We start from the raw sequence: 18063 nt of genomic DNA, 5'->3' as shown, positions 1-18063 counted from the left end.
TTGTCCGCTGCTACTGCCATTCTCTCCATTGCCTCACAATATCTTCTAGTTCCCCAGCAAACGAATCAGTTGCATAAAGATCAAAGTTATTAATCATCTCGCTTTTTTCTAAGGGAGACTCAGCTTGAAATATAGATTCATCTAAGTTAAAAAGCGATAATTGGCGAGACTCGTCATCCGATGGATTCTGGTGTAGCGATGTTTGCTGGCTGACAAAATCGCCCATTCGTTCGCAACCCTTAGCAAAACGGCGCAAAGTAGTTGCGATCGCCTCAGAACTATTATCAATTCCTATCCATCTCCTCCCAAACTCCGAAGCCACACTCAAAGTCGTACCAGAACCAGCAAAGCAATCGAGCACTAAATCATCAGGATTTGATGAAGCTCGAATAATTCGACTAAGTAAATCGCGGTTTTTCTCAGTTGGATAACCTGTAATTTTAATATTCTGATTGTGAGCATCGCGAAACTCTAGCCAAATATCTTGTACGGGAATCCCGCTACTGCTATCCAAATATATCTTGCGACGGGGATTTCCTGTTGCAGACCAATATATTTCCCCTCTAGCATCCATTTCATCTAGTGTTTGAGGTGGAAATTGCCAATGCTTTCCCGGTGGCGGATTCATCCCTCGCCAAGACTTTCCAGTTTCGCCATTTCGCACTCCAGGCGCATGAATCGGAACCTTTTTATATCGCCGTCCAGTTTCCTTTTCAATGTATTCATATTCTTTGTTGGCGCGCTTATCTGTCCATTCTTCAACAGGACGATTCCAGACATAAGTATCTGATTTACTATAAAACAGGATAAAATCTGAAACATTGCCGTAAGTCTTTTTTGTGTAGTTCTTTGGATTACATTTTTTGCGAGTAATCCAATTTCTAAAATTGCGTTGACCAAAAATTTCATCCATAATCACCTTGATATAAAATGCCATTTTATCATCAAGATGGACATATATTGAGCCGTCATCAGCTAATAACTCTCTCAATAGTATCAACCTCTGACGAATAAATTCAATATAGCTGTTACCTGCTAATAAGTCAGAATAAGCATCAGTCTGAGATCGCGATTTAAATATAGTTTTCGTTGCAAAAGGCGGATCTATGTAAATTAATTTTACTTTACCTTGAACAGAGTTATCTTGAAGTAAATTTGCTAAAATGGGCAAGTTATCACCATAGTATATACGGTTTTCATCCAGCCCACTTGGCTGTTCATTGTTAGCCCACAATTTTACACATTTAGCTTTCTTAGTGCCTAAAACTTCACTAGCAGGCTGTTTTCCCGGATATAAAAAACACGCATCCAAGCTATTGTTTAATTTACTTTCATTAAGATTGGATGTAGCTTGATCTTTCGATTGTTTTTTTGAAATACCAGTAGCCATTCTCACTCCTATTTTTAATAACGCAGCCATTCCACTGTAATTCGGTCTGGAACCATACGCAGTGTCAATACCATAATCTGATCTGGCCAACTATTTTCAATATCTGCGTAGTCATCCCACATTGAACCGAGTAAAAGACCAGGCCCATCATTCAAAAAAATTACCTTAGTTCTTAAATTGTGATTTTGTGCGTAACTGAGGATTTCATCAGCACAGCTACGATAACCGCCTGTTCGATCGTCTTCTTGTGCACCACCTCTATCTGAATCATATCGTGCTAATCCTATTGCCAGCAATTCATTTTCATTAATATCGTAGATTGCAAAATCAACTGGGCGTTTCGGGTTGGAATAGTTTGCGAAGACATTTCCCATCAGGATATCTTTTCCGGCTCGCTCTGGCCCTCGGATTGCCAAGTATGGAAAATGTAAGCGGAATAAGGAAAAAAACCTTTCAGTTAGGTCGTATCCTTTGTTGCCACGACTTTTGTATTCCCACAACAAAGCGGACATTGCCTCGTCAGGAATAGGACGAGTCATGTATGCAGCTTGAACTTCTTGAACAGACCTAAAACGAGATCCAAACTGATTGCAAATATCCGCTGTCTTTTTTTTCCTTCTGAGCATTTCAACTGGAATCTCAGGGCTAACATACTTGCGAAACACCCTGAGAAGTTGAACTCGCATCCATGTGCTAGGAACCTCAGAAATCTGTATAAATAGGCGCACTGATGATTCAGAAGTCCTGAGTAATTGCCCAAACATTACTAAAACTGGTTCGTAAAGTTGGCAAGCCTCTTGTAAGATATCTGGATAGTATTCTCCTGTCATCAAAGTTATCCAGTTGTGTCCATCTGCTTTGTAGTCTACAAAAGAGTTGCGTCTTCCCGATATCATATTACTCACCCTTCATCTCACAATTAACTCCTTCATAAATTTCGCTTGAATTTGAAACTCGATCGCACGATCGAGCATCAAAACTAATCTAACATTATACCTAAAAAAAGCGGCTCTGCTTGCCGCAGAACCGCCGTCACAGAGGATGAAAAATCAAAACTTAACGCACAGCGCCCTGTACTGAAGGTGATTCAATTGTTTTCATGAAGTACAGCTTCAACAACTGCCAGCCGTTCGACAAGTACAAAGGCAATTTTTGGAAGAATTGCAAGAATTTCGGAGTATTAGAAGCAACAATTGCTGTCAACTGCTGATTGTTCTTGAGGCAAATATCCAGCCGTTCATAAAATTCTGGATTGTTCACGTCCAGCATGACGGGGAATACGCGGCCTGCTGTTTCGTTGGTCTTTTTGATGACTTCGATGTCGTATTCGCGAGCATCTAGACCGAGCGATCGATAAAAACCCGCACGCTGGATATCATTGAGATACATTGTCGCGAACACCGACAGCAAGAAGAAACGGCACCACAGCTTAGCGCGCCAATCGTTCAACATCTGAGGCTGAGCTCTCATCACCGCATCGAAGAAATCTCCGTGGCGGTTTTCATCCTGGCACCAATTTTCAAAGAATCGGAAAATCGGATAAATCTGGTCTTCAGGATGGGCTTTTAAGTGCTGGTAAATCGTGATGTAGCGCCAATAACCAATCTTTTCAGACAAGTAAGTCGCGTAGAAAATAAACTTCGGCTTAAAGAATGTGTAACTGCGGCTCTTTGTCAAGAAACCCAAATCCAGGGACAAATTAAAGTCGGACAGCGCTTTGTTGAGGAATCCGGCGTGCCGCGCTTCGTCGCGGGACATCAGGTTGAAACCCTCGGCGAGCACTGGATTTTTGTCTTTGAGCCTGCGTCCCAATTCTTTGTAAAGCAAGAACCCAGAAAACTCAGCGGTGCATGAACGTTCTAGAAACTCAATGAACAACTGGCGTTTTTCGCCGTCAATGTGATCCCAAGATTGAGCGAACTCCTCATCCCGCACGAAGTGGTTTTTGTTGTAGTCAACGCGGAACTCTTGGATAATTGCTTCTAGTTCGGCTTCGTTTACCGAGATGTCCATTTTGGCCATCTCGTCAAAATCTGTTGTGTAAAATCTCGGCGTGAGAATAGTTTCTTTGGCTGGGGCTTTCACTCCCGGCCGCAGTTCTTCAAAAGTGGGTTTTTTGAGGGAATCTACCATATGTTTATTGGATTTCTGCTTATAACTACTCGCTTGTTTCCATTGTCGGGTACTGCGGGCGATCGCGCTCGTGTATGTCCGGCCAGCGCTGGCGGCGCGCTTGCTTTGGCGCTCCGTGTGGAATCCAGGTCTAAGCTGCTGTAATTTCCACGCCCTCCAGTTTACCAAGCTCTCGCCCGCGAAAATATGTTGCTGGCGTTAAGAATTGCTACGCAAAATTACTCATGGGCATGGGCATGGGGCATGGGGCATGGGGCCTAGGGCATGGGGAATTGGGGAATTGGTAGTAAATAACCAATAACTTCGGACTATGCACAAATATCTGCTGGTGTCAAACTGTTCAAACACCAGATAGAAAGTACAAAATGGATAAAAGGACTCCAATTCTTAGAATAACCAGGCAGGACGGTCAGAAAATGAGCAATTTAGGTGTTAGTTACCTTTTATGGGCAGCTTGTTTTTTCGGCCCCTTCGGACTCCACCGCCTCTACAACGGCAAGATTGGTACGGGTTTGCTGTGGCTGTTTACCTTTGGTTTGTTTGGGTTTGGGCAATTGTTTGACTTGCTGCTGCTGCCGAACATGGTGGACGAACACAATGCCAGTCTCAGGGGCAAACTCGGCGTATCTCGCGAAGGTATACCGCTATATCCCAGCAACGGGGCGATCGCCGCGACATATTCCAAGCAAACTCCAGATCAGTTAGGGGTTAAACTCCTGAAGGCAGCTTATACCAAGAACGGAAGATTATCTGTCACCCAAGGGGTGATGGCAACCGGCGCTACTTTTGCCGAAGTGGAAGAGGCTTTCACGGCACTGCTCAAAACGGATTATGTGAGTATCGAGAACGATGCAGTAACTGGCGTCGTGATCTACCACTTTCACGAACTTTAGCTGCTGCGGGTGCGTGATCTAGGGGATTTTGTCTATTTTTCCAGAAGCTAATCGCTGACGCACCTTACTACTTGATATTGGTTGGTGAGCAGTTATTGCCGTTTTTTGAGTAAGCATTGCCGACAAAATCGGCTAGAATGTTTGTTTGTCTATATAAGCAGAAAGTATTTAGCGTCATGGCAGTCCCTAAGAAGAAAACCTCCAAATCCAAGAAGAATATGCGTAAGGCCACATGGAAGCGCAAAGCTGTCGTGGCAGCTCAGAAAGCTCTGTCTCTGGGCAAATCTGTTCTGACTGGACGTTCCAACAGCTTCGTGTATCCCGGCAATGAAGAAGAGGAGGAAGAATAGAAACGGAATACCGGGCATGGGGCGAACCCGATGCCCGATCGATCAATCCTTTTTTGCTGCTGGTAAAATCAGCATGGCATCGCCAAAGGAATAAAAGCGGTACTGATGCTCGATCGCTTCTCGGTACAAATCCAACAGCCGAGGCCTTCCAATCATCGCACTTATCATCATCATCAAAGTAGAGCGGGGCAAGTGAAAATTGGTAATCATCCCCTCTACAACCCGCCACTTGTAACCAGGGTAGATAAACAAATTAGTCTGGCCGCAAAAAGGTTGCAAGGAAAAATCGCCACTCGCGGCGGCGGCTCCCTCTAAAGCTCGCACTGCTGTTGTACCCACGGCAATGATCCGCCCGCCTCGGGCTTGAGTTTCCCGGATTTTCTCGACGGTGGCGGCGGGTACTTCCACCCATTCGCCGTGCATTTTGTGAGCCGTCACGTCTGCCACCTCCACCGGGCGAAACGTCCCTACTCCGACGTGTAAGGTGACAAAAGTTTTTTCGATTCCCCGCTGTTCCAAGCGGCTGAACAATTCTTCGGTGAAGTGCAGGCCTGCTGTGGGGGCAGCCACCGCCCCAAGCCGATCGGCATAAACAGTCTGGTACTGTTCCGCTGAAGCTTGGGAATGGTCGATGTAGGGCGGCAAGGGTACGTGGCCGTATTCGTCCAAAAACTTCACCAGATTCTCATCTGTGGGGATGTCAAACTCCAACAGCCGTCCCCCTGTGGCGTCGTCCCTCTCTATAACTGTTGCAGTCAATCGACGACGATGGGGGGGCATCGTGGCATCGGTTCGGCAACAGCAAGGAGCTGTGGTAGAGTCCTCACAGGCAGGGGCGATGGGATCAAACTCAATTTTTGCTCCCAACTTTAAGCGTTTCCCCGGTTTAACCAAAGCCAGCCAACAGTTGTGCTGCCGTTCTTCCATCAATAATATCTCCACAGCCGGGCCGTTGGGTTTGTGCCCGTAGAGCCTCGCTGGCAGCACGCGGGTGTTGTTCAGTACCAGCAAGTCGCCCGGTTGCAGCAAATCGGGTAAATCCCTAAAAATCCGGTGTTGCTGGCTGCTAGGAGAATCTACAGCCAGCAAGCGAGAACTGTCCCTCGGCACTACGGGATTTTGGGCAATGCGCGAGGGCGGAAGTTCGTAGTCGTAGCCGTCCAAAGACCAGTCCATCTCTGTCATCAAGTGAATTCCTGTGCGATCGATCTGTCAACTGGGTAACAAATTGGGTAAAAACCCCCATCCAAAGTCGGGTGCTTTTCCCCTTGTGGTGGCGGGTATACCCCGCGAGGATAGAGGTATAGCATCAGCTTTGCTCATAAGGATCGTTATGGAATACCTCTACTACATCGCCAATACTAGCCTTACTCTGAGAGTCGTGGATTACCTACGCACGGCTCATCATCTTCCCTTGCAATTTATCACTGTTATTCACCAAATTGACGGCTGGGTGGTAAAGGTGAAAATGAGCCAATACTTAACTCCCGAAATGCACGGGGATTTTCGGGCTTTTATGAACGAACTCGGGATTCCTTACGATCCTGAAATTCGCTTGCAAATGGCGCTTTGGAGTTTGGAAACCGGACAGTCGCCACTGAGCGTGATGCGCCGCTACCAGGTGGCCGTGGTTTGTCACGGCAGCCCTGACCGCAAAGAAATTGAAGCGTTTCGCCAGCAGTTTGTCAAGGGTCTGGGATATTGCCCGGAAACTCTGGCCTAGATTGCTACGCATATACATTAACTGTGATGACAGAACAGGAGAGGGAGAGAAGGGGAAAGCGGGAGAAGATTTAACGCTTTTTTCAGCTCCGTTAAAGCTTAAGAGAGAACTGCGCGACAGCCTAGGCAAGTTAACAATTAAAAATGACCTAGGGGCATTGGTTTGAGATTTTACCCTCTAAATTTTAATTATTATATATTTTTAAATGCTAAAAGCCGATCGAATGTATTCTTGCAGGGTGAGTCGGTAGTTACCTGCAACGGCGGATTGAGAGTTCGCTGCTGTTAATGGTGGTAAGATTTGCTTAGTGTTTTGTTGTGAAGGTTCGCACCTGACTAAAGCGACATCAAAGCGACAATAATTATTGGCTAAATCTGGATGGGTGCTTAAAAATATTTCGGCTGTTTGCCAAAGTTTGGCTTGTTTTGTGGTATTAATAGCCAACATTCCACCCGCATCCCAATTTCCCCGGCGGCGAGTTTTCACCTCTACAAATGCTAATGTTTGGGATGTGTGATTGGGAAGACTTCGGTTTTTTGCGCTTTCTTCATCTCTTCCGAGTGCGATGATGTCAATCTCTCCCCAGCGACAGTGCCACTGGCGGTGCAGGATTTCCCAACCTTGCTGCTGCAACCACTCGGCGACTAAGTTTTCTCCCAATGTGCCGATATCCCTAGAGTTTGGAGATTGGGGGGAATTGGAGTCAGCGGTGGCAAGCGGGCGATTCCCTACGGGATAGCTACGCTTGACGCGCTTTCTGGTAGAATTCAATTCAGAACTGTCACGACTGCTCATTAGCTTGAACTTGTATGATGATTTCTCGAATTCGCCAACATATTTATACTTTCTTGCTGAGTTTTGTTATTTTAGCAGTAATTGCCGCTGGGGCGATCGGCATTAATCCCGCACCTGCTTTCGCTTTGGATCACGACAAAGAAATCCTAGTCGGCGCTGATTTTACTGGCCAAGTTCTGACTGACGACAGCTTTAATAAAGCCAATCTTCGCAACAGCAATTTTACTAATGCAGATTTGCGGGGCGTCAGCTTTTTTGCGGCCAATATGGAAGAAGCAAATTTAGAAGGCGCTAATTTCACGGGTGCTACTTTAGATTTAGCTCGCATGATGAAAGCGAATTTAACTAATGCTATCCTTGAGGGTGCTTTCGCTTACAATACCAGGCTGGAAGGAGCTATCATTGACGGTGCAGATTTTACTGAGACACTGCTGCGAGACGATATGATAGAAAAACTTTGTAAAGTGGCAAAAGGTACTAATCCCGTGACAGGTAGAGATACTCGCGAAACTCTTTTTTGCGATTATTAAAAGGGTCGTTGAATAAAGTAATAAAGTCCTTAGTACAAACGGGTTCTTAGTAGGGACTTTATTCCTTATATCAGTTTAAAAAAATGTAACCGCACGCAAGCTTCAAACCCAGGGCTGTTTCATTCTCTTGTAGGGGCAATCCGACCCCTACTCCCCGTGGTTGCCCCGATATCTGAAACCCCTACCCGCTCGTCTATGGGCTGGGCGGGCACTCTTGGCACCGCCCCTACAAAACCCTGCTTTTCGGTAGGGGCAATCCGACCCCTACTCCCCGTGGTTGCCCCGAAACAGCCCTAGCTTCCCACCTATATCGAACGAGTCATCTCCAATCTCCAATCTCCAATCTAAAATCTAAAATCTAAAATCTAAAAGGGTATTAGCCCCAAGGCACGGATGTTAAATCGTAAAAATTAACTTGACGCAGCCGCTCTAATTCCTTGAGCCATTCTTGTTCGGCACAGAATAGTTGGTGATATTCTATAGCCTCTTCGCCACTGCTAGCCGCCTTGGCTTTTTCCCACATATTGAGTGCAATCCGGCGGCGCTTCATGCTGATAATTTGCTCGATACAGGCGAGGGCCGATCTAATTACTAGAGGTGCGCGATAAACATTTCTTTCTGAGAACTCATTCAAGTGAAATAAATGCGAGATTTGATTGAGTTGATTGGGATATTCAATGAAGCTATCTTGTAATTTCAATATTAACTCTGAAGGCGCTACTTGTAAAGACATTTTGTGCAATATTTCTGCATTCACAATCTGGTGCCACAAAAATCTGTGGTGAGAAAGGCTAAACTGCACGTCTCTAGCTTCTATTGCTTCTCTGACATCTTGGCGGTATTCGGGACAGTGCAAATAAATCTGCAATAATTGCGCTTCTGCTTCTTCTAAAAGACTGCGGGCTACGGCAGATAAGCTTGATTTTGAGCTTTGGTTTTCGCCGCTTGCACGCTGCTTTTTATATTGTTTGTTCGGCTTCAGCTTGTTTCTAATTAACAGGGGCATTGTCAAAGATTCGTCTTGACTCTGGCGCTTAGCCCAATCGCTGACTACTTGATTGAGCAAGTTTTCAGCAATCATTTTTGTGAGTCTAAAATCTCCTTTGCTGAGAATTTCGGCGCACTTTTGCAGGTAATGTGCTAGCTGATTGTCGTCAGTGATGTTAGTTAATAAATTAATAATTTTTTTTGTGACTTGCTGGGAAGTATCGGCTTGCTTCAAATCTTGATTTACGAGCATTTGTTGCAATTGCCAGTCGAGCCACAATGGAGCATTTTCGAGCAATTCTCGATATTGTTCTGGGGAGTATGTTTTGAGGTATTCGTCGGCATCTTTGCCGTCGGGAATGTTGAGCACCCGCAGTTGGACTTCTCCTTGATAAGCGAGTTTTTCTATTTCCCCAATCGCGCGTTCTGCTGCTTGAGTTCCTGCTTTGTCGGCGTCGAAGTTAAGGATAATTTGTTTGGAGTCAGTGTAGCGCAATAACTGCCGCACTTGGTTTAAACTTAAGGCTGTTCCCAGGGAAGCGACGGCGTTGGAGATGCCGGCTGCTTGAAGTGCGATCGCATCAAAGTACCCCTCTACAACCACTGCGCGATCGGCTTTGCTAATGGCTGTTTTTGCTGTATCTAAGGCGAATAAAGTTTTGCCTTTGTCGAACAGTTCTGTTTCGGGAGAATTGAGGTATTTCGGCTGTTCGTCGCCGAGAGCTCTGCCGCCGAAACCGATGACTCTGCCTTGGGTGTCGCGAATGGGAATCATAATGCGATTGCGGAAGCGATCGTAATAACCGCTGCCGCCATTTTTGCGCGGTACAATTAATCCAGCTTGTTCTACTAATGGCGCCGGATAGTTTTTCTGTTCTACTAAATAACTGTAAAGTGCTTCCCAACCTTGGGGTGCATAACCTAATTGAAATTGTTGGATAGTTTCTTCGGTTAGCTTGCGTTCTGATTTGAGATATGCTAAGGGTTCTTCTCCTTGGGTTTGTCGCAAAGCGTGTTCGTAAAAGTTGGCTGTTAGTGCTGAGATTTCATAGAGTTGTTCCCGCAGAGAAATTTGCCGCTGCAATTCTTGTCGGTGTTCTGGTTCGACTGTTTTGACGGGGACTTGATAATTTTTAGCTAGTTCTAATACTACTTCGCTGAAAGGGCGTTTCTCCAATTCCATGAGAAACTTAAAAGCATTGCCACCTGCACCGCAGCCGAAACAATAATACATTTGTTTGCCGGGACTGACAGTAAAGCTGGGAGATTTTTCGTCGTGAAAGGGACACAAACCTACGAATTCTTTGCCGCGTTTCCGCAAGACGACGCGACCGGAAATAACGTCTACTATGTCTGCTCTTTGTTTGACTTCTTCGATTGTTTCTGGATGCAGCCGGGGAACTTGCATAGGTCTATTTTAGGCGAATTGAAAGTATGTTTATTTTGAGCGATTCCCTGCGGGATAGCTTCGCTTCACGCACAATTCGATCGTCCGGTCGGCAGAAACCGGGTTTTTTACGAAAATACTGGATTTGAGTCTTTGATACTGGTGAAAAACCCGGTTTCTCTGGTGTTTACGCGTAATTGCTATTTGAGTAAAGCTAGGGCATAACTTTATTGTAAGATATTTACACTAACTGTAAGGAGCATCGAAATTAATGCGAATTTTAATGATGGGCGGTACTCGGTTTATTGGGGTTTATCTTACTAAGATTTTAGCAGCACAAGGGCATGAAGTGGTGTTGTTTAACCGGGGCAACAAGCCTGTACCGGTTTCGGGCGTGAAACAGATTCAGGGCGATCGCACAAATGTCGAACAACTAAAAGAAAAGTTATCGACGGTCGAGTTTGACGCGGTTTTTGACAACAACGGCCGCGAACTCAGCGATACAAAGCCTTTAGCTGAAATATTTAAAGGGCGGGTGCAGCACTTTGTTTACATGAGCTCTGCGGGGGTTTATTTGAAGTCGGATCAAATGCCTCATATTGAAGGGGACGCTACCGATCCTAAAAGCCGGCATTTGGGTAAGTGCGAAACCGAAAATTACTTGGCAGAGTCCGGTTTGCCTTGGACTTCGATTCGCCCGACTTACATTTACGGCCCTCAAAATTATAACGATTTAGAGGCTTGGTTTTTCGATCGCATTGTGCGCGATCGACCGATTCCGATTCCCGGTAACGGAATGCACTTCACGCAGTTGGGGCACTGTCAGGATTTGGCTAAAGCAATGGCGGCGGTTTTGGGCAACGAAAGGGCGATCGGGCAAATTTACAACGTTTCGGGCGATCGATTTGTCACCTTTGACGGTTTAGCCCGCGCCTGCATTCAAGCAGCAGGTAAATCCCCTGATGCTATTAAGATTGTACACTACGATCCCAAACAATTTGACTTCGGCAAAAAGAAAGCTTTTCCGATGAGATTGCAGCACTTTTTTGCTTCAGTTAATAAAGCTGTCACCGAGCTTAACTGGCAGCCGGAATTTGACTTAGTTTCTGGCTTAAAAGATTCTTTTCAGAATGATTATGTAGTTTCGGGGCGGGGCAAAGCTGAGATAGATTTTTCAGTTGATGACGAGATTTTGAAAGCCGTTTGAAGTTAAGTTATAGTGGGAGCATCTTAATGTCCGAAAAAATCTAGAACCCCACCCTAACCCTCCCCGCGAGTTCGGGGAGGGAACAAGAAAGAAAGCAAACAGACTGTCACAGTAAGGTTGGCAGCCGTGTTAAGTACAAATGTCGAAGGAGAAAAATAACATGAGATTTATCAATCCCAAAATTGATTTTGCCTTCAAGAAAATATTTGGCTCCGCCCAGAGTACAGACATTCTGATTAGTTTTTTGAATGCCATACTCTATGAAGGGCGATCGATAATTGAAAGTTTAGAAATCCTTGACCCTTATCTTGGCCCTCAAATAGCGGGAGTAAAAAACAGCTACTTAGATGTCAAAGCGCTACTTAATGACGGCACATATGTGATTATCGAAATGCAAGTTTTGAAGGTACAGGCCTTTGGCAAGCGAGTTTTGTACAATGCAGCAAAAACCTATGCACTCCAATTAACAAGGGGAGAACTATACAAGCAACTGCGACCTGTGATTGCTTTGACTATCACTGATTTTGAAATGTTTCGCGGCGAGCAAGATGTGATTTCGCATTTTGTCTTCAAAGAAAGAACTCGCCTGTCTGATTATCTACAAAATGATATTGAGTTAGTATTTGTAGAGTTGCCAAAATTTAAGAAAGAATTGGATCGACTGGAAACTCTTACGGACAAGTGGATTTACTTTATCAAAACTACTGGCACTTTGGATGAAGTACCTCAAACAATGGTCACAGTCCCGGAAATTCAGAAAGCTTTTGAAATTGCCAATCAAGTTAGTTTGACACAGGAGGAATTTAACATATTACAACAGCAAGAGTTTTTTGCTCAAGATCAAGAGGGTTCAGTGGCTTTAGGTCGGGAAGAAGGCAGACAAGAAGGCAGACAAGAAGGCAGACAAGAAGGACAAGTAGGGTTAATTATGCGTTTGCTAAGTCGCCGTTTAGGTCAAATAAACCCGGATATTGAAAGCCGCATTCGCCAATTGCCGATCGACAAATTAGAGAATCTTGCAGAAGCCATGTTAGATTTTTCTAATGCCGAAGATTTAACAGCTTGGTTGGAAGCTAATTCTCCAAAAGACTAGGAATATTAGGTAAATCTCATGCTTGGAATCACACTCAGCAATCGCTACAGTATTATCCGTCACTTGGGAGGCGGCGGATTTGCTCAAACTTATTTAGCGGAAGATAAGCAGCTACCAGGCAATCACCTCTGCGTCGTCAAGCAGCTTAAACCTCACGCAACTGATCCGGAAACTCTACAGGTAGCAAGACGTTTATTTGATACTGAAGCACAAGTTTTGTACAAGTTGGGAAATCACGATCGCATTCCCCGACTTTTTGCTTACTTTGAAGAAAATCAAGAATTTTACCTAGTTCAAGAATTTATTGAAGGTCACGATTTAAGCCAAGAAATTATACCCCCCCAAACCCCCCCTTACCAAGGGGGGGCTGGACTTGGCTCCCCCCCTTATCAAGGGGGGGCTGGACTTGGCTCCCCCCCTTACCAAGGGGGGGCTGGGGGGGGTTCCTCTTACCAAGGAGGAACTGCGGGAGTCATGCAGGAAGATGCAGTCATTTGTATATTGCAAGAACTTCTCGAAATTTTAGACTTTGTACACCAGCAAAATGTGATTCACCGCGATGTCAATCCCCGCAATATACTCCGCAGAGATAGAGACGGAAAATTAGTTTTAATTGACTTCGGCGCCGTCAAAGAAATTACTACTCAAATCACCACTCCTCAGCCCAAGAATAGCTTGAGTGTCAGCATCGGTACGCCCGGTTATATGCCCAGCGAACAAGCTCACGGCAACCCGAAACTCAGCAGCGATATCTATGCCGTCGGTGCGATCGCAATTCAGTTCCTCACTGGCATAAATCCTCACCAAATGCCAAAAAATACCGAGACAGAGGAAATAATTTGGCAGGACAAAACATCAGTCAGTCCTGAATTTGCGACTATTTTAGATAAGATGGTAAAGTACGATTTTCGGCAACGTTATTCTAGTGCCGGCGAAACGCTGCAAGCTATTAAAGAATTGAAAAATTCTTTCAGCGGTACAGTTCCTGTATTGCCTCCGGTTGCTGCTGCGAAGGGGCAGCTAAAATCCCGAAAAAAACTGTATTTTAAAATATTGTCGATCGCCAGTTTAATTGGCATCAGTATTATAGCATCTATTTATGGTGTAAACACTTTTAATTCTGCCAATGCAACTGACCTGTACAACCGAGGCAATACTCTTTACAATTTAAGCCGATTTGAAGAAGCTCTGGTCGCTTATGAGCGAGCAATAAATCTCAGGCCTGACTACGCGGAAGTGTGGCAGGAAAAAGCCAAAACTTTATATGAATTGAAAAAATATCGAGAATCGCAGTCAGCTTATGATAAAGCCATAGAATTAAAGCCGGAATACTTGGAAGCTTGGACGGGACGCGGTTATGCTTTGGATAAGTTGCAACAGTCTCAAGAGGCGATCGCATCTTTTGATAACGCTTTGAAAATCCAGCCAGACTATGCCGCAGCGTGGGAAGGCAGAGGCGATGTTCTCTTAGATTCGCAGCGGTACGAAGAGGCGATCACTTCCTACGAAAAAGCTGTAAAATTTCAGCCCAATTTGTACCGTGCCTGGTACAATCGGGGACAAGCTCACCAAAAATTAAAACAGTACGATCGAGCCGTTGAATCATATCAAAAAGCAGTTGAAATCAAATTCGATAATTATGAAGCTTGGTACAATTTAGGCAATGTCTTCCTAGAATTAAACAAAAACCAAGAAGCTTTTGAAGCCTACGAAAAAGCCGTGCGGTTTCAGCCCAAGTTTTATCAAGGGTGGTACAGTAAAGGCATCGCTTTGCTGAAAATGCGGAGGCATGAAGAAGCGGTGGAAGCTTACGAAAAAGCTGTTAAATTAAAACCGGATTATTATCAAGCGTGGTATAATTTAGGTTGGTCTTACCACGAATTACGCAAGTACGAACAAGCAATTGAGTGTTACAGCAGAGCCTTAGATTTAAACCCGAAAGAATATCAAGCGTGGTACAATAGAGGAAATGCTCAGTCCAATTTAAAGCGGTACGAAGATGCGCTAGTATCTTACAATGAAGCTGTGTATGTCAAACCTGACTACTCGGAAGCCTGGTACAGCCGCGGCAATGCACTGGTGGCGGTAAAAAGATACGAAGATGCGATCGCCTCCTATGAAAAAGCTATTCGCTACAAACCCGATTACCGAGCCGCAATGGAAGCAAAAAAGCGGGCAGAAAGTCAGCCCGAAAACAATCAGCCACAGCCAAAACAACAATAATTATTAATTAAATTTAGTCAGAACTTAAGCAATTGTCACAATTAGTAAGGTGCGTCAGATATTTAAACCCTCAATAATCGTTTAAGAAACTCACCTGACGCACCCTACAATGCTATTATTTCTTCTTCCTTGTCAAGAATGATGAATACTAGATAATTCATCCGTGTATCCGTGTTATCATCCGTGTAGTGCCTTCCTTCTTGCTTTCAGCGAACAGCGGGAGAAATTACGGTAACTCGGCGGCTGTCTACTAACATCGGCCAAAAACCTCGATCGCTCAATGCTTTTACAGCAGCAGTAGCGGCGTTTTGATCCGTTGTATAAGCGACGAATAAAAAGGGACGCTGGCCGTAGGAAGCTAAGCCTACTTGCGTGCCTAATGCTTCCCTGACTTGACCTGCTAATTCCGGTTGGTTGAAGTAATCTACTAACACTGCATAACCAGGGCCCAGGGGTTGGGGATTGAAGGCAAGATTGCCACTGGGAGAATTGGTGATTGGTTCTGAACCTGGTGCTGGCTGAGGGTTGTAGACTGGCAAATTTTGGGGTAGTGCCGCTGCGGGCGATCGTACTACGTAAGCTTGCAATCCGACAACATCTTCGATGTATTTAACCCAATCGCTGGCGATTTGCGAGTCGCGAAAGCCACCAACTCGCGTCACCGTGTCATTGATGTACCGACAAACTGTGTTGTTAGTATTTCCAGGGAAAGAGCGTTTTGCTCTTTCTTGCTGTTCGGGTGTTGTGGTGACAATTAACAGTAGATATTCATCGGACTGCGGCGGTTGGCAGCTCGACTGAGCTTTAACAGAACTCGATAAAATTGTCAATACCAAAAGGGCGATCGAAGTAGCAGGAAATAGGGGGAGAGACAAAATAAATTTGTACAATTTACCCCTAATTGTTGTTAGTTGTTTTGTCGGATATTTTGCTCTTTTATTCATGCTGTCTGTAGGGATGCAAGGGCATCAGGAATAGTTGGTGATGGTGCTTGAAATTCACCTGTCAGTACATATTCTAATCGCAGTTTCAACCAGGTGATGAAGACAGGATCGGTAGAAATAATAGCGGCGGCTGGCTGAGGGCATTTTGCTTTAACTTCTGCCATTGTCGGTGCTTCTAGGAAAGCCGGCTGCTTGACCAACCAGAAGTCTATTTGTTTTTCTTGTTCGTTGTAGTTGCGAGTTCTTTCTTTAAACACTTCATCTAGGGCTTCTTCTTCTAGCAAAAAGCGTTGGCTGGCTAAAACGTAGTAGTAGGTTTGCATTTTTGTCGGTTGTTAGAGGTTGACGGTTAGCGGTTAATGTCGCCTGTATCGGCCAGTTTTGCTGGTCAGGGGCGGGTTTGCCGAGTTGCGGCAGTTGGAGAGTTCTAGACTCTTGTGCCGTTTACTTTACCTTATTTGCTGTCATCTTGGGTAGATGCAGAGCAAGTCGCTTCAGAAAAATCTTTGGTGGTGAGTGTTGGGGGAGTTGTGAGAGTTGCGAGAGTGGCTGGTTTTTTGGGGATTTGGGCGATTATTTTTCGGGCTGGTGATTTTCGGGAAAATTTAGGTGACAATAGGAAATTAGATGGAATTGCAGGTTGAATAATTACCAATTATTGAGGCAATCTGGGGGCTGTTAAACCTGATTGGGAGTGGTTTGCATATATAAAAACTTGAGATAGTTTTTGATTGCTAACCCTAAAAAAAGGCTTTCAGGGCGAGCGAACTGCTTGCGGGAAAATCAAAGGTTTGTGACTACTACCTAAAAACAGTCCTGACTATTGTATTAAAAATGTAAAATGTGTGAATTGATTTCCTCTCCCCGGAATAGCGATCGCCCCGCTGTCACTTCCCCCATCCCACCAAAAGCGATCGCCCTCCGCCCCTGCTCAAATAAGCTCAACAAATCAGCTAAATTTGTTGCCCACGTATTGCAGCCAAAGGCTAAACTAATCTAAGCTTTACCATAAAATTTTCTCCCCGTTCATGAACATCGCTTATTTAGTCAACCAATATCCCAAAGTCAGCCACAGCTTTGTCCGCAGAGAAGTCCTAGCGGTTGAAAATTGCGGCATGAAAGTCGCACGATTTTCGATCCGATCCTGCGAGTCTGAACTCGTTGATGAAGCCGACAAACTAGAGCAAGAATCGACTAAAGTAATCTTAGGAGTTGGTTTACAGGGGTTAGCGTGGGGTTTGCTTCGCGTTGCCGCAACTAGACCAATTCGATTCATCGAAGCTGTGCGGTTAATGTTCAAAGTTGGCTGGCACTCGGAACGGGGGATTTTGCTGCATCTAGCTTATTTAGCAGAAGCTTGCATTCTTTTAAATTGGTTTGCAGAATCCGGTACAGCACACGTTCACGCTCACTTCGGGACAAATTCCACAACAGTCGCAATGCTGTGCCGCGTGCTTGGCGGCCCGACTTACAGTTTCACCGTTCACGGGCCTGAAGAATTTGATAAAGCCACACTTCTTTCCTTAGACGAAAAAATTAAACGATCGACCTTTGTAGCAGCAGTTAGTTCCTTCGGTAAAAGTCAGCTTTTTCGGTGGTGCGATCGCACTTTTTGGTCAAAAATTCACGTCATACACTGCGGCGTAGATGCTGCATTTTTAACTGCACCCTACGTCCCCATACCCGCAGCACCCCGCTTAGCTTGCATTGGCCGGCTCAGCGAACAAAAAGGTCATTTATTATTGCTAGAAGCTGCTAGCAAGTTAGCAGTTCAAGGCTTAGAGTTTAAGTTGGTACTCGTAGGAGACGGGCCGCTGCGATCGGATATTGAAAAGCAGATTCTGCAACTCGGCCTGCAAAACCATATAGAAATTACCGGCTGGGCCAGTGGCGATCGAGTTCAGCAAGAGATTTTAGCTTCACGCGCAATGGTATTGCCGAGTTTTGCCGAAGGTTTGCCCGTCGTAATTATGGAAGCCCTCGCTCTCAATCGGCCCGTAATTAGCACCTATGTTGCTGGCATCCCGGAGCTCGTAGAACCCGGTGTTTGCGGTTGGTTAGTTCCTCCCGGTTCCGCAGAAGCATTAGCCGTAGCGATGCGCGCGGTATTGGAAGCACCTCTAGAAAAGCTAGAACAAATGGGGAAAACAGGAGCAGAACGGGTTGCTCAACAACACAATGTTGATTTAGAGGCCAAGAAATTAGTGGCGCTGTTTGAGAGTGCTTGAGAATGGTGCAAAACCTATGGATTAACTGACATTTTGCACCATTATTAATAAGTCTTTCAAGGGCGGGCAGGATGCCCAACCCCTACTCCCCACAGGAAAATTAATTGTTTGTGGAACAGGCATCTTGCCTGTTCCTTGAATTAAGCTGTAATTCTTTGTGGAACAGGCATCTTGCCTGTT

Annotated in this window: 18 protein-coding genes; 10 read left to right on the top strand and 8 right to left on the bottom strand. The window is 45.1% G+C overall.

The window, feature by feature from the left end; genetic code table 11:
- Positions 1-10: 10 nt before the first annotated feature.
- The 3 genes from QUB39_RS16915 to acsF all read right to left on the bottom strand — a co-directional run bounded on the left by QUB39_RS16915 (position 11) and on the right by acsF (position 3523).
- Positions 11-1420, bottom strand: a complete 1410-nt coding sequence (locus QUB39_RS16915) for a site-specific DNA-methyltransferase (protein ID WP_333057183.1) — start codon at positions 1418-1420, stop codon at positions 11-13.
- Entirely contained in the window at positions 1405-2286 is an 882-nt protein-coding gene (locus tag QUB39_RS16910; protein ID WP_333057205.1) for a hypothetical protein, read from the bottom strand. The genes QUB39_RS16915 and QUB39_RS16910 overlap by 16 nt, the downstream gene beginning before the upstream one ends.
- 160 nt (positions 2287-2446) lie before the next feature.
- On the bottom strand, positions 2447-3523 hold the full coding sequence (acsF, locus tag QUB39_RS16905; protein WP_333057206.1) for a magnesium-protoporphyrin IX monomethyl ester (oxidative) cyclase: 1077 nt from the start codon (positions 3521-3523) through the stop codon (positions 2447-2449).
- 416 nt (positions 3524-3939) lie between these two features.
- Here acsF and QUB39_RS16900 point away from each other — a divergent pair, with 416 nt between their 5' ends.
- Complete coding sequence (locus QUB39_RS16900) at positions 3940-4416, top strand: TM2 domain-containing protein (RefSeq protein WP_333057184.1); 477 nt, start codon at positions 3940-3942, stop codon at positions 4414-4416.
- A 176-nt stretch (positions 4417-4592) separates the two neighbouring features.
- Positions 4593-4766: a 50S ribosomal protein L32 gene (gene rpmF, locus QUB39_RS16895; protein ID WP_006632406.1), complete on the top strand. Its 174-nt coding sequence runs from the start codon at positions 4593-4595 to the stop codon at positions 4764-4766.
- 42 nt (positions 4767-4808) lie between these two features.
- Here the strand turns inward: rpmF and queA are convergent, their stop codons facing one another.
- A complete protein-coding gene (gene queA, locus QUB39_RS16890) occupies positions 4809-5951 on the bottom strand; it encodes a tRNA preQ1(34) S-adenosylmethionine ribosyltransferase-isomerase QueA (protein WP_333207658.1) in 1143 nt (380 codons plus the stop codon).
- Positions 5952-6099: 148 nt separating this feature from the next.
- On the opposite strand from queA, the gene QUB39_RS16885 reads away from it, so the two are divergent.
- The gene (locus tag QUB39_RS16885; protein ID WP_006632408.1) at positions 6100-6489 is read left to right on the top strand and encodes a hypothetical protein; all 390 of its coding nucleotides are present in this window, start codon (positions 6100-6102) and stop codon (positions 6487-6489) included.
- A 201-nt stretch (positions 6490-6690) separates the two neighbouring features.
- Here QUB39_RS16885 and QUB39_RS16880 read toward each other — a convergent pair whose 3' ends face one another.
- A complete protein-coding gene (locus QUB39_RS16880; protein ID WP_333207659.1) occupies positions 6691-7284 on the bottom strand; it encodes a YraN family protein in 594 nt (197 codons plus the stop codon).
- Between the two features lie 14 nt (positions 7285-7298).
- Here QUB39_RS16880 and QUB39_RS16875 point away from each other — a divergent pair, with 14 nt between their 5' ends.
- On the top strand, positions 7299-7814 hold the full coding sequence (locus tag QUB39_RS16875) for a pentapeptide repeat-containing protein (protein ID WP_333042425.1): 516 nt from the start codon (positions 7299-7301) through the stop codon (positions 7812-7814).
- Between the two features lie 376 nt (positions 7815-8190).
- On the opposite strand, the gene dnaG is transcribed toward QUB39_RS16875, so the two are convergent.
- Entirely contained in the window at positions 8191-10209 is a 2019-nt protein-coding gene (gene dnaG, locus QUB39_RS16870) for a DNA primase (protein ID WP_333207660.1), read from the bottom strand.
- 250 nt (positions 10210-10459) lie between these two features.
- Here dnaG and QUB39_RS16865 point away from each other — a divergent pair, with 250 nt between their 5' ends.
- From QUB39_RS16865 to QUB39_RS16855, 3 genes are all read left to right on the top strand, one after another.
- Complete coding sequence (locus QUB39_RS16865) at positions 10460-11395, top strand: NAD-dependent epimerase/dehydratase family protein (RefSeq protein WP_333207661.1); 936 nt, start codon at positions 10460-10462, stop codon at positions 11393-11395.
- A gap of 160 nt (positions 11396-11555) precedes the next feature.
- Positions 11556-12488 (top strand): Rpn family recombination-promoting nuclease/putative transposase, encoded by a 933-nt coding sequence (locus QUB39_RS16860; RefSeq protein ID WP_333207662.1) that lies wholly within the window; start codon positions 11556-11558, stop codon positions 12486-12488.
- An 18-nt stretch (positions 12489-12506) separates the two neighbouring features.
- Positions 12507-14711: a tetratricopeptide repeat protein gene (locus QUB39_RS16855; protein ID WP_333207663.1), complete on the top strand. Its 2205-nt coding sequence runs from the start codon at positions 12507-12509 to the stop codon at positions 14709-14711.
- 206 nt (positions 14712-14917) lie between these two features.
- On the opposite strand, the gene QUB39_RS16850 is transcribed toward QUB39_RS16855, so the two are convergent.
- On the bottom strand, positions 14918-15655 hold the full coding sequence (locus tag QUB39_RS16850) for a hypothetical protein (RefSeq protein ID WP_333057193.1): 738 nt from the start codon (positions 15653-15655) through the stop codon (positions 14918-14920).
- The gene (locus tag QUB39_RS16845) at positions 15652-15978 is read right to left on the bottom strand and encodes an MgPME-cyclase complex family protein (protein ID WP_172192102.1); all 327 of its coding nucleotides are present in this window, start codon (positions 15976-15978) and stop codon (positions 15652-15654) included. The genes QUB39_RS16850 and QUB39_RS16845 overlap by 4 nt, the downstream gene beginning before the upstream one ends.
- 114 nt (positions 15979-16092) lie before the next feature.
- Here QUB39_RS16845 and QUB39_RS16840 point away from each other — a divergent pair, with 114 nt between their 5' ends.
- From QUB39_RS16840 to QUB39_RS16830, 3 genes are all read left to right on the top strand, one after another.
- A complete protein-coding gene (locus tag QUB39_RS16840) occupies positions 16093-16299 on the top strand; it encodes a hypothetical protein (protein WP_333057195.1) in 207 nt (68 codons plus the stop codon).
- A gap of 197 nt (positions 16300-16496) precedes the next feature.
- A complete protein-coding gene (locus tag QUB39_RS16835) occupies positions 16497-16655 on the top strand; it encodes a hypothetical protein (protein ID WP_333207664.1) in 159 nt (52 codons plus the stop codon).
- 28 nt (positions 16656-16683) lie between these two features.
- On the top strand, positions 16684-17883 hold the full coding sequence (locus tag QUB39_RS16830) for a glycosyltransferase (protein ID WP_333207665.1): 1200 nt from the start codon (positions 16684-16686) through the stop codon (positions 17881-17883).
- The last annotated feature ends 180 nt before the right edge of the window (positions 17884-18063 follow it).

This window comes from Microcoleus sp. AT8-B5, from assembly GCF_036705565.1.
In the GTDB taxonomy this organism is placed as follows: domain Bacteria; phylum Cyanobacteriota; class Cyanobacteriia; order Cyanobacteriales; family Microcoleaceae; genus Microcoleus.
This window is presented reverse-complemented; position numbering and strand designations above follow the sequence as displayed.

Bases quoted from the DNA above. Each gene is read 5' to 3' on its own strand.
- QUB39_RS16915 (WP_333057183.1), bottom strand. From the start codon at position 1,420: ATGGCTGCGTTATTAAAAATAGGAGTGAGAATGGCTACTGGTATTTCA.
- QUB39_RS16910 (WP_333057205.1), bottom strand. From the start codon at position 2,286: ATGATATCGGGAAGACGCAACTCTTTTGTAGACTACAAAGCAGATGGA.
- acsF (WP_333057206.1), bottom strand. From the start codon at position 3,523: ATGGTAGATTCCCTCAAAAAACCCACTTTTGAAGAACTGCGGCCGGGA.
- QUB39_RS16900 (WP_333057184.1), top strand. From the start codon at position 3,940: ATGAGCAATTTAGGTGTTAGTTACCTTTTATGGGCAGCTTGTTTTTTC.
- rpmF (WP_006632406.1), top strand. From the start codon at position 4,593: ATGGCAGTCCCTAAGAAGAAAACCTCCAAATCCAAGAAGAATATGCGT.
- queA (WP_333207658.1), bottom strand. From the start codon at position 5,951: ATGACAGAGATGGACTGGTCTTTGGACGGCTACGACTACGAACTTCCG.
- QUB39_RS16885 (WP_006632408.1), top strand. From the start codon at position 6,100: ATGGAATACCTCTACTACATCGCCAATACTAGCCTTACTCTGAGAGTC.
- QUB39_RS16880 (WP_333207659.1), bottom strand. From the start codon at position 7,284: ATGAGCAGTCGTGACAGTTCTGAATTGAATTCTACCAGAAAGCGCGTC.
- QUB39_RS16875 (WP_333042425.1), top strand. From the start codon at position 7,299: ATGATGATTTCTCGAATTCGCCAACATATTTATACTTTCTTGCTGAGT.
- dnaG (WP_333207660.1), bottom strand. From the start codon at position 10,209: ATGCAAGTTCCCCGGCTGCATCCAGAAACAATCGAAGAAGTCAAACAA.
- QUB39_RS16865 (WP_333207661.1), top strand. From the start codon at position 10,460: ATGCGAATTTTAATGATGGGCGGTACTCGGTTTATTGGGGTTTATCTT.
- QUB39_RS16860 (WP_333207662.1), top strand. From the start codon at position 11,556: ATGAGATTTATCAATCCCAAAATTGATTTTGCCTTCAAGAAAATATTT.
- QUB39_RS16855 (WP_333207663.1), top strand. From the start codon at position 12,507: ATGCTTGGAATCACACTCAGCAATCGCTACAGTATTATCCGTCACTTG.
- QUB39_RS16850 (WP_333057193.1), bottom strand. From the start codon at position 15,655: ATGAATAAAAGAGCAAAATATCCGACAAAACAACTAACAACAATTAGG.
- QUB39_RS16845 (WP_172192102.1), bottom strand. From the start codon at position 15,978: ATGCAAACCTACTACTACGTTTTAGCCAGCCAACGCTTTTTGCTAGAA.
- QUB39_RS16835 (WP_333207664.1), top strand. From the start codon at position 16,497: ATGTGTGAATTGATTTCCTCTCCCCGGAATAGCGATCGCCCCGCTGTC.
- QUB39_RS16830 (WP_333207665.1), top strand. From the start codon at position 16,684: ATGAACATCGCTTATTTAGTCAACCAATATCCCAAAGTCAGCCACAGC.